The organism is Pedobacter suwonensis (assembly GCF_044762335.1).
Taxonomy (GTDB): domain Bacteria; phylum Bacteroidota; class Bacteroidia; order Sphingobacteriales; family Sphingobacteriaceae; genus Pedobacter.
The window spans coordinates 369,157-383,836 of the sequence record NZ_JBIWEB010000002.1; the positions used below are offsets into that span (position 1 = coordinate 369,157).

Sequence of the window (14,680 nt, forward strand, 5' to 3'; positions counted from 1 at the left end):
TTATGGCAATCAATCTTCAAAAAGGACAACGCATCAGTCTGGAAAAAAGCAATGGAAGCACACTTCAACAAGCTTGTGTTGGAATAAACTGGGGTGCAATTGAAAAGAAAGGCTTATTTGGCTTTGGATCTTCAAAAGAGGCGGTAGACTTAGACGCAAGCTGTGCCTTGTATAACGAAAATAAACAGCTTTTAGAGGTGGTTTACTTTGGCAACCTCAAATCTAAAAACGGTTCGGTAAAACATAGCGGCGATGATTTAACTGGCGATATGGGTGGCGATGACGGTTTGGATAACGAAATTATCACCATTGATTTTTCACAATTGGATGCCAATGTAAATTATGTTGCCTTTGTATTGAACAGCTTTAGAGGTCATGATTTTGGCACGATCCCTTTTGCTTCCATCCGCATTTATGAAGGTACTACCAAACGTGTTAACGAGGTTTTTGCCAAGTTCGACATTGCTAACGGCGCCAATTTTGCAGGTCACGTATCAATGGTAATGGGTGTTTTTTACAAGAAGAACGGCGAGTGGAAATTTAATGCCATTGGCGAACCAACTAAAGATAGAAAACTGGAAGATACCGTTAGAACCGTAACTCAAAACTATTTATAAGCTGTAAAGCTGGTTATAAATCAAACTATGGAAACCAACCCAAACGTTACTCAAGACCTTACGCCGGTTAAACTGGATAAGGACGGAAATGTTAACCTCGAAAAAATAACAGCTGAAGAAACAGCTAAATATAAGGAGATTGGCAAATCGTTAGAACCATCGGATGTCAATTCGATCCTGAATTATGGAAGCGATGCCCAAAACTCCATGGAAAAATACAGTAACGATTTTTTATCGTCTGTACGCACCTACAACAGTGGTGAAGTTGGCGGTTTAATTAACGAGCTGCTAACCGAACTGAATTACATCGATGTATCTGAACTGGAACAGAGCGGCTTTAAGAGTTTTATCTCTAAAATTCCATTCCTGAAAAATTTGGTGGTTGATGTGAAAAAGCTTTTCCAGAAATATGATGTGGTGGTCAATAATATCGATAAAATTACCAACAAAATCAAGGCTGGAAGGTTAAATTCAATTAAAGATAACAGTTCGCTGCAAACCATGTTTGATAGCAATGTGGGTTACATCCACCAAATGGAGGAACTCATTATTGCCGGACAGTTAAAATACAACGAACTAAGTATTAAACTGGCCGAAATGGAAGGTCGCCCGGCTGATTACCAGGATTATGAAATTGCCGATTTAAGGGATTTCATCAGTCGTTTGGATAAAAGGCTGGCGGATATGAAGATTGTGCGTTTCATTATGTTGCAATCTTTAGCGCAGATTCGTGTGGTGCAGAACAACAATACTTCCATTGCAGAAAAAGCGCAGTCGATTGTTTCTACAACCATTCCGGTATGGAAAAACCAATTAACTATTGCGGTGGCTCTACAAAGGCAAAAGGCCAATGTAGAGATGCAGAAGAAAATTTCGGATACCACCAATACCATTTTACAGAAAAATGCAGAGATGTTGAAACAGAACAGTATTGATGTAGCCAAAGAAAATGAAAAAACTGTGGTATCTTTGGAAACCCTAAAACGTACCACATCCTCATTGATTGAAACGCTTAACGAGGTGAAACAGATCCATGAGGCTGGTGCACAAAGCAGACGTGTGTTAGATGGCGAACTTAAAACTTTGGAAGCAGAGTTGAAAAAGAACGTAACGAGGGTGAATTAATTAAAGTATGGATGAATACCGTTTAAATATTCTCAAAAAATCAAGCGCAGAGATCAACCGTTTACAGTTGCTCTCTGTATTTTTTGATGATGAGGTGATTTATAAGATCTACTTACGTAGCCAGGTTATTCATCAGCTTTTTGCCAATAATGAAGAACTCGAGATCGAAAAATTAGATCTTTTCCATCTACAATTTACAGATAGTGTAATCGAACTGCTCAGAAAGATCAAAAAGAGCAATGAGAAAAATGTATCGCTCATCTACGATGAAATTGACCTGAATGAAGAACTGATCGGTCGAATGGCTGTAACGCTTGTTGACCAGAAAAGTTTTCAGCAGGATAAGCAGAAACAATCGCTTAAAATTAACTTATCGCTTCGGAAGCTATTCAGCGTACTATCTGAGTTGAGTTCAGATTTTCCCTTTTCAAAAAACATCAACGTTTTTAGTTCCAAATACGCCAACGATTTTTATTTTGATCTCACTACAGATCAATTTTCAAAACTGATTGATTTTCAGAACAAGCAGGTATACACCAATGTGTATGCAACCATCGAGAAAAAATTGATGGGCAAGCTGTGCAAGAACGATTTCAGGACTGAATTTTATATTGGTTTAAAATCCGGTGAGCTGGTGATCGAAGTTTATAAATTTTTGGATGAAGATTATTACTATCTGTTTTTTCCCGGTAGAAACCTGTTTCTGTTTTGCGATTTAACGATTTTGAAAGACCTGGACATGACCAACAATCTTTCAGAGCGTGAGCGTATTGTACAGGAACTACAGTATAAAAATGATAAATTGAAAAGCAATGCTGCGGTTTTAAAAACCGCCATTCCGAATGATGTCCTTCAATTATTGGAAGATAGTTATGGTAAAATATCGGATATCAATTTTCTGAACCACCTCAATAATTTTGATGTTCAATCGAATATTTTGAAGACCATGTTGAAGACGGATCTGTTTTAGGATCGGATGGAGAAATCTTTGAACCATATTTTTAGCAACTTTAAAAGATTTCGCTTCGCTTAGCCTTCAGGATCTCGACTTCGCCGCGCTCCGCTTGAATTGAAGAAATTAATGGTACTCCTTTCCAGTTGAATAATTACTTGAAAAAATCGTCATTTCGACCGTAGTGGAGAAATCTTTGGACTTAAGTTAGCTCTAGCAACTTTAAAAAATTTCTCCATTCCGCTGCGCTTCAGTCGAAATGACGAAGGTTCATTCTGACTTTTATTAAACGCTTACCAATCTTTCTTCTTACAATACTATTGGGAAGAAAAAATCAGTTTGATAAACTCAAGGAAATAACGAACCTACTAGTAATCCTGCTTTAAATGATGTATATATTTTAAAGAATTCTTAATCTTCCCATTCATTTATAATATTCGTTAAGTCATCCCAACTTTTATTGAAGTTATCAATTAAAGTATCTTTTTTCGGTCTACTCCACTTTTTTAATTGCTTTTCCCGATCGATTGCCTCTTCTATAGATGTATAAACTTCATAGTACACACAAAGTGTCAGGTTATACTTTGAAGTAAAGGATTTGGGATAAATTTTATTTTGATGCTCGTAAATACGGCTTCTTAAATCAGAAGTTACACCAATGTACAAAGTTGTTCTTTGGTAATTGGTCATGATGTAAATACACCCTCCTCGTTCCATGTAGATGAATTTAGGAAGAAAAATCATCATTTCGACCGTAGTGGAGAAATCTTCGGACTCAAGTTAGCTCTAGCAACTTTAAAAGATTTAGCTTTGTTGAGCCTTCGGGCTCTTGACTTCGCCGCGCTCCGCTCGAAAACCATGTTTTAGCAACTTTAAAAGATTTCTCCGTTCCGCTGCGCTTTAGTCGAAATGACGGAACTAGATGTACTCCGTTCTAGTCGAATAATTACTAGGAAAACATCGTCATTTCGACCGCAGCGGAGAAATCTTTGAACCATGTTTTAGTAACTTTAAAAGATTTCTCCATTCCGCTGCGCTTCAGTCGAAATGACGGAGCTAGAGGTACTCCTTTCTAGTCGAATAATTAATAGGAAAAAATCGTTATTTTGACCGCAGTGGAGAAATCTTCGGACTCAAGTTAGCTCTAGCAACTTTAAAAGATTTAGCTTCGCTTAGCCTTCAGGATTTCGACTTCGCCGCGCTCCGCTCGAAAACCATGTTTTAGCAACTTTAAAAGATTTCTCCGTTCCGCTGCGCTTTAGTCGAAATGACGGAACTAGAGGTACTTCTTTCTAGTCGAATAATTATTAGGAAAAAATCGTCATTTCGACCGTAGTGGAGAAATCTTTGAACCGTGTTTTTAGCAACTTTAAAAGATTTAGCTTCGCTTAGCCTTCAGGATCTCGACTTCGTCGCGTTCCGCTCGAAAACCATGTTTTAGCAACTTTAAAAGATTTCTCCGTTCCGCTGCGCTTTAGTCGAAATGACGGAACTAGATGTACTGCGTTCTAGTCGAATAATTACTAGGAAAAAATCGTTATTTTGACCGCAGTGGAGAAATCTTCGGACTCAAGCTAGCTCTAGCAACTTTAAAAGATTTCTCCATTCCGCTGCGCTTCAGTCGAAATGACGGAACTAGAGGTACTCCTTTCTAGTCGAATAATTACTAGGAAAACATCGTCATTTCGACCGCAGCGGAGAAATCTTTGAACCATGTTTTAGCAACTTTAAAAGATTTCTCCGTTCCGCTGCGCTTTAGTCGAAATGACGGAACTAGATGTACTGCGTTCTAGTCGAATAATTACTAGGAAAAAATCGTTATTTTGACCGCAGTGGAGAAATCTTCGGACTCAAGCTAGCTCTAGCAACTTTAAAAGATTTCTCCATTCCGCTGCGCTTTAGTCGAAATGACGGAACTAGATGTACTCCGTTCTAGTCGAATAATTACTAGGAAAAAATCGTTATTTTGACCGCAGTGGAGAAATCTTCGGACTCAAGCTAGCTCTAGCAACTTTAAAAGATTTCTCCATTCCGCTGCGCTTTAGTCGAAATGACGGAACTAGATGTACTCCTTTCTAGTCGAATAATTACTATGAAAAAATCGTTATTTTGACCGCAGTGGAGAAATCTTCGGACTCAAGTTAGCTCTAGCAACTTTAAAAGATTTAGCTTTGCTGAGCCTTCGGGCTCTTGACTTCGCTGCGCTCCAGCTCGAAAACCATGTTTTAGCAACTTTAAAAGATTTCTCCGTTCCGCTGCGCTTTAGTCGAAATGACGGAACTAGATGTACTCCGTTCTAGTCGAATAATTACTAGGAAAAGATCGTTATTTTGACCGCAGCGGAGAAATCTTTGAACCATGTTTTAGTAACTTTAAAAGATTTCTCCGTTCCGCTGCGCTTTAGTCGAAATGACGGAACTAGATGTACTGCGTTCTAGTCGAATAATTACTAGGAAAAAATCGTTATTTTGACCGCAGCGGAGAAATCTTTGAACCATGTTTTAGTAACTTTAAAAGATTTCTCCGTTCCGCTGCGCTTTAATCGAAATGACGGAACTAGATGTACTCGTTTCTAGTCGAATAATTACTATGAAAAAATCGTGATTTCGACCGTAGTGGAGAAATCTTTGGGCTTAAGTTAGCTCTCCAGCAACTTTAAAAGATTTCTCCGTTCTGCTATGATTTATTCGAAATGAGGGAGCTATTGTGGTTTAACTTACTACCTCGTTAACACCGCCAATTTATGTTTAAACAAGTCAATGGTTCTGCTCCAGGCCAGTTTTGCTGCGGCTTCGTTATATCTGGTAGGTGAAGTATTGTTATTGAAAGCATGATTTACGCCATCATAGATATAAATTTTATAATTGATTTTATTGTCTTTTAAAGCCAATTCATAAGCTGGGATTCCGGCATTTATTCTCTCATCCAAACCAGCGTAATGCAGCATTAAACTTGCTTTAATTTTAGGAACATCAGCCGCATTGGCCTGCGCACCATAATAAGCGACGGCGGCTTGCAGTTTAGGGTCATTAACCGCTAATTTATTGGCCATTCCGCCGCCCCAGCAAAAGCCCACACAGCCTACTTTTCCATTGCCGTCTTTTCTCTTGCGTAAATAGTCGAGTCCCCTTAAATAGTTCTGCAGGTTTTTTTCAGGATCCAATTTACCAATCAGCTCGCGTCCTTTATCTTCATCTGCCGGTGTTCCGCCAAATGATGAAAGGGCATCAATGCCCAAAGCCAGAAAACCTTCAGCGGCAATACGTTTGGTTACATCAATAATATGTGGATTTAAGCCTCTGTTTTCATGAATAACCAATACACAACCCAAATTCTTTTTACCCTTCGGTTTAGCCAAAACTGCTTTGATTTCGCTTTCAACCCCCGTGTAAGTAATATTCTCTACTTCAATGTCATCACTTTTAAATTCTGCTGCAGCGGCATAATTATTCTCCAGCATAGGGAGGATAGTCATGGCTAAAGCTGTACTACCTGCCAGGATGGACAGCTTTCTTATAAAATCTTTTCTGCTTAACTGACTGTGTGTATACTCATCGTAAAGGTTAATTATTTTCTGGTCCATCTTACTGATTTTTTTTATGACTATACAAGATAAAGAAGCATGCCGACATTTTAGGTCGCATTGCCTAAAAGTTACAATACATTTCTTCCCATTTTTTGATCAGCGCTACGCGGTGTTTCGTATATCTAGGGGTTAAAAAAAATATTAGACCAATCATCGTAATGATCATAAAAGAATTTTAAAAAGAAAATATGAAAGGTAATGCCCAAATATGAATAGCTTTTAGTTCGTCATCAGTTAAGGGCCTCAATTCCTGATAAGCCGCTAAAAATGTAGCAAAATCCTTGTCAGCCTGTTCTCTTGAGATGGAGTTGCTCTGTTGGTGAAAGAAATAATGGTTAAGGAACGACATCAAATCGTTAACCAGATAACCTTCTCCCGCAAAATCAAAGTCGAAAAAGGTAATTTTTCCCTGCGCGTTGAAATGGAAATTTTTAGGAAAGAAATCATAATGGCAGTAGCCATAACTGAATGTAGAGGTGTCGAATTCTTCAAACTTTTGAAGAACTTTTTCCGAAATGTCTCTTAAATATTCATATTCCTCTTTCATTTCCGAAAAATGAGGCTCAAGGTCTTTTAAAGGCTTGAATAAAGTGGTTTCGAAATTGAAGATCGGTCGTGGATGGTTCAGTTTTATTGATGAGGTGCTTTGGTGCAATTTAGCCATATCATGCCCCAACTGAATAAGCTGCTGATCCTCCAGGTCTAAAATTACGCTACCCTCGGCAAAAGTAAACAATACGCCATTTCTAAATCCCTCAATCGCATTAAACTGTTGAATCTGTTTGCCTTCCAGGTCCTTTATTGGATAAGAAACTGAATTTTCATTTGCGTGTAAAATGTTAAGCAGTTCAACTTCAGCTTCAACTTCATGGCGTTTACGGTGTGCATCGCGGTAAATTTTGAAGATGTATTTATGGTTCAGATTTTCCAGAATATAGGTGTCACTTACATTTCTGATCAGTAAACGGCAGGTTGTATACTGGTCTAATTGATAATTTTCAATTAAATAATCTCTTAAAGCAGCGGCTGATAAAGTAGAGTATTGTGCGGGAAAGAAATGTGGCATTTAAATTTGGTTTGGCCTTAAATATAAATTTTTAAATCTGGTTTAATTCGCTATATCAAGTAATCGTTTAATTATGCCCCTATAATTTTTACCTACAGGAATATTTTGCCCATTTCTGAGCACAATGGTATTGCCTTCAAGATAGTCGACATATTTTTTATTGAGGATAAAAGACTTATGGATGCGAATAAAATCAGTTGATAATTGATCCTCAAAACTGGCCAGCGTTCTTGGGGTAAGAAAAAAAACGCGATCGTTCCACACCTTAACGTAATTACCCAGGCTTTCCAGATATTGTATTTCGTCTATTTTGATGAGGATGTGTTTTTTATCAACCTTAATAGAAATTTGGCCATTGTTTTTTGGCGCTTTTTTTTCAATTTTATTAGGTGTAGCTATTGGCTTTTTAAGATCATGCAAATCAAGCGCACGGTTAACCGCTTGTAAAAAACGGTCGAAACGGAAGGGCTTTAAAAGGTAATCGCAAACGGCCAGATCAAAACCCGCTAAAGCGTATTCCTCGTATGCAGAGGTTATGATCACCAGAGGCTTATGAGTCAAGGTTCTTAAAAAATCCAAACCATTGAGTTTTGGCATCCTGATATCTAAGAAAATGAGATCTACCTGTTGTTCCCTTAAAAAATCCAGTGCTGCTGTAGCACGGTAACAATCGCCAATAATGTTAATAAAAGGAATGTCTTTTGCATACTCCTTAATTACAGCATGTGCAAGCGGTTCATCATCTATTATTAAACAACGCAAGCTCATGTTAACCGGAGTTTAAGTTCTGCCTTAAAGATATTATGAATGGAGGTGATATGCAATGTGTAGCGATCAGGATAAAGTAATTCGAGTCTCTTTCTTAAATTATCAATCCCGATCCCCTTACAAATGTTGTTTTCTTCTCTATCAAAGGAATTTTCGCAGGAGAAAATGAGAACCGTATGGTTAGCAGTTAGTGATAGTTTTAAAGAAGCTTCGCCTTCAGCAGGTTCAATACCATGTTTAAATGCATTCTCTACAAATACAATTAGCAGGAGAGGAGCTATCTCAATCCCATCATCTGTAACCTCTTTATCAAATTCAAAATTTAAGTTCCTTTGCAGGCGGATTTGTTGTAATTGAATGTAATCATTTATATAATCAACTTCCTGGAAAAGCTTGACCGATTTTTCCTGCCCTTTATAAATGGTGTAGCGCATCAGTTCTGATAATTGTAAAATACTTTCAGGTGTTTTATCCGATTTTTGCAAACTCAAAGCATAAAGGTTGTTCAACGTATTAAAGAAAAAATGAGGATTTAGTTGTTGTTTTAGTAAATCAAGCTCATGTTGTGATTTTTCCTTCTCTAAATATAGGATTTTATTGTTTTGCTTGCCCCATTGCAAAGCCAAAACTATAGGCAAACTGATGAGCATAATGGCAAATGCACCAAATGCATTTTCAGGTTCGAATGGATTGGTGACGAATATGCTCCGACCGAAAACCGTATTGATGGGGAGTAAAGTCAATAATTGGGCCAATAGGGGATATAATACCGCTATAGTGGCAGAGAGTGTTAACAAATAAATCAACAGTCCTTTTTCTTTGAGGATTTTAGATACCAGTAACCGGCTATTGATCAGAAAAAGCAGGTATCCGCATAAGTACATGATCAGAAATTGCGAAAAGAAGCCTAAAAATGTTCCAAAGTTAAGCCAGAGCGCTTTAATATTGAATTCGAAACCTACCAAACGGAAACCATTTCGTTGATAAATCGGGTTGTTTAAACTTGATACCGCCATTATAGAGATGGTTAAAGCAAGTAGAACAATGGTGACAAATAATGCATTCTCCAGGCCAATTTTTTTGACCCATTTAATGTGCAGCACTTTTTTCTGGTAATACTGATTGACGATCAATATCATTTCAAGGGAAGTTGCTAACAATGCTGTTGAAATGAAAACTGTATGGTCAAGATTCGCAATTTGCAGGTAAATTGCAATATCTGTAAAAATTGGAAGCAGGATAAGAAAGCAGGTGCTCCAGTAAGCAATGTATCTGTTTCGACTCAGGCGGTTTCTTAGCGTTGCTTTAAGAAAAGAAAAAACAAGTACAGGAAGCAAACAAAATCCTAGAGCCAAAATGCAGCTGGCATAGTTTATCCAAATTTTGCTGGTTAGGTTGTAAGTGTTAAATATGGCAATCCATAACAAAAGGCCAATATTGAGGAAAAAATCCTGGTATTTATAATTTAAATTCTTGGTGTTAAACATTTTGGTAAGCTATAATAGGAGTAAAATTGTCATCCTGAGGAATAATTATGATATAAAAATCAATATGATTACCAGATAAAATTTACTTAGGTAATATCCATCAGGAAATCGTCATTCCCAACTTGATTGGGAATCTTAAAACGTTCATTAAGATTAGCTTCACTGAGCACTTCGTGGTTCCCGCATGCGCGAGAATGACGACCGAACTATTGGATTCTGTCAATGGTAGCTTGTCGAAGGATCTTTGCTAAAAGCGTTAAAAATGTGTTTTGATACCTTGTCAAACTAATTTCTAAAGTTATTAAAGTTTTAAGTCATGCTGAAATTTAGATGATGAAAGGCCTGTTTTTCGTGATGAAAGTAATATCATATTTATTATTTCCATTTATCACCGTTTTAGCTTCCTTCATCACTAAAATTTAACAGACTAGGTTAATCGGTCTAATTTGCGGCTGTCTTAATTATTTAATATGGTACGGCTTAGCATACAGCAACTTACAAAATCTTATCAAAACGGGGTAAAAGCCCTTGATGACATTACACTAAATATTGCAAACGGCATGTTTGGTTTATTGGGCCCTAATGGAGCGGGAAAATCTTCACTGATGCGTACGCTTGCCACCTTGCAACTGCCAGACGCCGGGCAGATCCATTTTGATGGTAACGATGTATTGCGGAATCCCCAGGAGATGCGAGACAAATTGGGGTATCTGCCGCAGGATTTTGGTGTCTATCCAAATATTTCAGCTATAGATTTACTAAATCATCTTGCGATCTTAAAAGGGGTACAAACTAAGAGTGAACGAGTGGAGCAGGTGACCTCACTGCTGCAGCAGACCAATTTATTTGAATCCAGGAAGAGATCCGTCAGTACGTTTTCTGGTGGTATGCGACAGCGTTTCGGAATTGCACAGGCTTTGTTGGGTAACCCGCAATTAATTATTGTTGATGAGCCTACTGCCGGGCTTGATCCACAGGAGAGAAACAGGTTTCATGACCTCTTGAGTGAAATCGGCACCAACCGTGTAGTAATCTTGTCCACTCATATTGTAGAGGATGTGAATGACCTTTGTGCTGAGATGGCCGTTATGGCGAGTGGCAGGTTGATTTTAAAAGGTAAACCTTCGCAACTGACCGAAAAATTAAGTGGAAAAATATGGCGAAAGGCAATTGATAAGATCAATCTGCCCCACTATTCATCCATTTTTAACGTAATTTCTACTAAAGTTATTTTGGGTAAGTTTCATGTGTTTGTACTGGCAGATCAATTGCCAGCATCAGGTTTCGAATCTGTTTATCCGGGTTTGGAAGAGGTATATTTTTCTTCCTTATCTGGCGCAGTCAATTTAAACAAGGAGGTAGTGAAATGATTGCAGATTTATTGAAATTTGAGCTGAAATATCATTTCGGGCAGATATCTTTTAAGGTTGCAGCAATTCTGTTTTTGCTACTGGGCTATTTTTGCGCAGTAAAGGGTGGATTTGGCTCAGACGAAGTACATAAAAATTCACCTTATGTCATCACTAATATCATGGCACTGCTCTCCTTATGCTCCATTTTTTCGGCCACACTATTTAGTGCCAACGTTGCGCTACGAGATAGCATGCATAAAATGGAAGCCGTTGTTTTTACCACATCAATTAAAAAGCTACCTTATTTTGGCATCAGGTTATCGGGCTTAATCATTGCAGTTTTTAGCTTATTGTTACTGGCAGCCCTGGGCATTTATATAGGTTCTTTTTTTATTAATAAAAATCAGCTGGGTACATTTCACCTGTATTATTATCTGCAGCCTATTTTGATTTTTGCTTTGCCAAATGTGCTGTTTTCGGCAGGAATTTTATTTTGTACGGCCATACAAACCAAGAGTGTAAGGACCATTTATGTGGTTGGCGCGTTGCTTTATATTTTTTACATGCTTGCTTCTATCCTGGGCGATTCGCCATTGTTGGCTACATCGGTAAACAAAGCAGGCAGTGCGGATATTTTGCCTGTACTTTTAGACCCTTTTGCTTTGGCTTCGTTTTTTGGCGAAACCAGGACATGGACTATTCCACAACGCAATTGCCAGTTATTTCCTTTCGAAGGCACATTTTTAATCAACAGGATTTTGTGGATCAGTTTTACAAGCCTGATCATAGTGATAAGCTATCGTTTGTTTGATTTTAGGTTAGCACAACAGCAACAGTTAAAGGTTAAAGCCGATAAAATAGCATATCCAACTTTAATTTCCTATCGCAATTTAAAAGTTGTACCGAGTGGTATTGCTTATCATTTCAGAGCCTTTATTGCCCGGCTTAAATTGGAGCTGATCTTTCTGTTTAAAAATATTCCCGTTATGGTGATGCTCTTGCTGTGGGTATTTTTGTTCGGAACAGAGTTAAAAGATCGGCTGTTTAGCGGCGCTTATGGCATTCATAGCTATCCGGCAACCGGCATTATTATAGAAGAAATACGCTCCATGAAATTCGGACTGATTTTAATTATTTTTTATGCCGCTGAAAGCATTTGCAGGGAAAAATCAGTTAATATCCATTCCATCATTTATAGCAACCCTGTTCCGGATTCAGTATTCTGGATGGCAAAAATCCTGAGCCTTTTCGGACTTGTTTTTCTCCTCGTAACCTTAAACATTGGAATCGGTATTATTTTGCAACTCACCCACGGCTATTTCCAGATCGAATTGTCATCCTATTTATCTTTATATTATTACAGCGCGTTTCCTTTGTTGCTTTTCGTAGTGCTCATGGTTTTTATTCAGAATTTAGGTGCAAACAAATATCTCGGCATGTTAATGAATCTGATAATTGTTTTCATGATCACTTATGCGGAACGCTTTGGCCTTGAACATTATCTGTTTCGTTTTGCTGCCGTTCCGGATCTCCAACACTCTTATTTTAATGGTTTTGGCTACTATACCCATGCGTTTAACTGGTACATGTTATACTGGTTGGCCTTTGCAACGGTTGTAGCGGTGTTAACTATTGGCTTGTGGCAACGTTTAGTTGAGATAACGATTAAAGCAAGATTCAGATCGATGGGTTTGGCTTTGAAGCAACATATCTGGGTTATCAGCCCGGCATTATTGATCTGGATTTTCTGTGCTGCATTTATTTATCACCAAACCAATTTTATTGGCAAATACAAGAATAGACAGGCCCTATTGAACTGGCGCCTGGCTTATGAGCAGAAATATAAATCATTGGCTAATCTTGCCCAACCCGTGATCAAAGCAATTAAAACCAATGTAGATTTATATCCAGCCGAGGGGAAATATACAGTTAATGGAACGTATTTGCTTAAAAATGAGTCAAATGAACCCATTTTTAAAATATGGGTCTCTGTTGATCCGGCTGTCCGCTCATTCTCGGTAAATATAGTTGGAATCAAGAAAACTGCAAGGGATGAGGTTTTTAATCAACAATTTTTGGAGTTAAAAAAGCCTCTACAGCCCGGTGGAGAAATGTTGATGAAGTTTTCTATTGAAGTCATCAAAAATGGATTTACACCTTTCGACACGGAAAATTCGGTTGTTAATAATGGTACTTATATCGAATTAGAGAAATTTGTACCACAACTGGGATACTGTTATCACATTGAAGTTAAAGATAGGCAGGAACGTGAAAAGGCAGGTTTGCCCGAAATTGCCAGTAAGCCGCCATTTAAGCGGGCATATCAGCTAATCGACTTTGAAACGACTATTTCTACCGATATCGATCAGCAGGTAGTAACTGTTGGCGAGTTGCAACAAAGTTGGAATATCAATAACCGTAAATACTTTAAATACAAAACTGCCGCTCCCATTAATTTCATGTTCGCACTGAGCAGTGCAAAATATGCTTTGAAAAAAGAAAAACACAAAGGGGTTGATTTAAGTATTTATTATCAGCCGGGTCAGGAATATAACTTAAAAAGTATGTTTCAGGCCCTCAAAGGTGCATTAGATTATGGCAATGCTCATTTTGCAAAATATCCGGCTAAACAACTAACCATTGCCGAAATTCCACAATATAAAGGTGCAGCTACAGCTTATCCGGGGCTGATTTTCAGCGCAGAGAACATTAATTTTCTGGGCAACTACAGTGAGCTGGGCACGATTAACCAAAGTTATGCCATTACTGCACATGAAACTGCTCATCAATGGTGGGCAAATATACTGACTCCTGCTGACGGTGCCGGTTATGCCATGCTCACTGAATCACTTGCTAAATACACTGAAGATGTATTGATTGAAAAGAATTTTGGTAAAATGTACTTGAGAAAGTATATGTCATACGATAATGAACTCTATTTTTTGAACCGGAATTACAATAAGGAAGAATTGCCGCTGGCCAAAACTTTAGATCAACCCTACGTATATTACCAAAAGGGTGGATTGATGATGTATGCCATAAAAGAGAGAATGCGGGAACAGCAATTTAACAGCGCACTGCATCAGCTAATTGAGGAACACCGATACCCTAAGCCTAAGGCAACAGCTGCTGATCTGGTAAGCATATTGTTAAATCAGTCTCAACCTGGAGATAGAAAGTTTATCAACGATTGTTTTAATGATGTAGTGACTTACAAAACTGGTGTGAAAGTACTTGATTGTAAACTTTTGAAAAGTGGGAAATATCAGGTTGATGTGCTGGTACATGCAGAAAGGTTAAGCGATAGCAGCAGGCAATTGCCGGATCTGGAAATAGACCTGGCCTGCTTTAATGCATTGGAAAAGGATTGGCACCCAGATACCAAACCGATTTATTTTCAAAAAGTTCATATCAGAAAGCATAAAACAATGCTTTCAATTATCGTTAATCAAAAACCAAAAACAATAGCAATTGATCCGTATCGATACCTATTAGATACCGATAGAAGTGATAATGTTTTTATTATTAAATAATAAGATAAAATGAAGATATATTGACGAAGCATACCTTCTAAACATATGTGCATAATTTCATTCCTTAGGCCGTAGCGGAGAGAGTCTTTTAATATAGTCCGAAGATCTCTTCGCTTTGCTTAGGTCGAGATGAGGATTTTATATCGAAATTTTTGAATGATAGCCAGTTTGTGGATTGTCAGCCCGGGAGCTAT

The 14,680-nt window shown here is 38.0% G+C and carries 10 protein-coding genes; 5 read left to right on the forward strand and 5 right to left on the reverse strand.

The features are described from left to right. The first annotated feature begins 2 nt into the window (after window positions 1-2). Genes ACIQXP_RS05080 through ACIQXP_RS05090 form a run of 3 tightly spaced genes read left to right on the forward strand, consistent with a single transcriptional unit; the run spans window position 3 to window position 2,712 of the window. The gene (locus tag ACIQXP_RS05080; RefSeq protein ID WP_090980161.1) at window positions 3-617 is read left to right on the forward strand and encodes a TerD family protein; all 615 of its coding nucleotides are present in this window, start codon (window positions 3-5) and stop codon (window positions 615-617) included. 27 nt (window positions 618-644) lie between these two features. After that, the gene (locus tag ACIQXP_RS05085; RefSeq protein WP_293742540.1) at window positions 645-1,742 is read left to right on the forward strand and encodes a toxic anion resistance protein; all 1,098 of its coding nucleotides are present in this window, start codon (window positions 645-647) and stop codon (window positions 1,740-1,742) included. Between the two features lie 7 nt (window positions 1,743-1,749). Further along, the gene (locus ACIQXP_RS05090; protein WP_387504705.1) at window positions 1,750-2,712 is read left to right on the forward strand and encodes a hypothetical protein; all 963 of its coding nucleotides are present in this window, start codon (window positions 1,750-1,752) and stop codon (window positions 2,710-2,712) included. Between the two features lie 393 nt (window positions 2,713-3,105). On the opposite strand, the gene ACIQXP_RS05095 is transcribed toward ACIQXP_RS05090, so the two are convergent. The 5 genes from ACIQXP_RS05095 to ACIQXP_RS05115 all read right to left on the reverse strand — a co-directional run bounded on the left by ACIQXP_RS05095 (window position 3,106) and on the right by ACIQXP_RS05115 (window position 9,601). Then, window positions 3,106-3,411, reverse strand: a complete 306-nt coding sequence (locus tag ACIQXP_RS05095; RefSeq protein WP_387504706.1) for a GIY-YIG nuclease family protein — start codon at window positions 3,409-3,411, stop codon at window positions 3,106-3,108. A gap of 2,002 nt (window positions 3,412-5,413) precedes the next feature. After that, window positions 5,414-6,277, reverse strand: coding sequence for a dienelactone hydrolase family protein (locus ACIQXP_RS05100; protein WP_387504707.1), 864 nt, complete (start codon window positions 6,275-6,277; stop codon window positions 5,414-5,416). 178 nt (window positions 6,278-6,455) lie between these two features. Then, window positions 6,456-7,346, reverse strand: coding sequence for a phosphotransferase (locus tag ACIQXP_RS05105; RefSeq protein ID WP_387504708.1), 891 nt, complete (start codon window positions 7,344-7,346; stop codon window positions 6,456-6,458). A 42-nt stretch (window positions 7,347-7,388) separates the two neighbouring features. After that, the gene (locus tag ACIQXP_RS05110) at window positions 7,389-8,114 is read right to left on the reverse strand and encodes a LytR/AlgR family response regulator transcription factor (RefSeq protein WP_387504709.1); all 726 of its coding nucleotides are present in this window, start codon (window positions 8,112-8,114) and stop codon (window positions 7,389-7,391) included. Then, on the reverse strand, window positions 8,111-9,601 hold the full coding sequence (locus ACIQXP_RS05115) for a sensor histidine kinase (RefSeq protein ID WP_387504710.1): 1,491 nt from the start codon (window positions 9,599-9,601) through the stop codon (window positions 8,111-8,113). Before ACIQXP_RS05115 ends, ACIQXP_RS05110 begins: the two co-directional genes overlap by 4 nt. A gap of 470 nt (window positions 9,602-10,071) precedes the next feature. Here ACIQXP_RS05115 and ACIQXP_RS05120 point away from each other — a divergent pair, with 470 nt between their 5' ends. After that, a complete protein-coding gene (locus tag ACIQXP_RS05120) occupies window positions 10,072-10,971 on the forward strand; it encodes an ABC transporter ATP-binding protein (protein WP_387504711.1) in 900 nt (299 codons plus the stop codon). Beyond that, on the forward strand, window positions 10,968-14,486 hold the full coding sequence (locus ACIQXP_RS05125; protein ID WP_387504712.1) for a M1 family aminopeptidase: 3,519 nt from the start codon (window positions 10,968-10,970) through the stop codon (window positions 14,484-14,486). The genes ACIQXP_RS05120 and ACIQXP_RS05125 overlap by 4 nt, the downstream gene beginning before the upstream one ends. Window positions 14,487-14,680 lie beyond the last annotated feature (194 nt).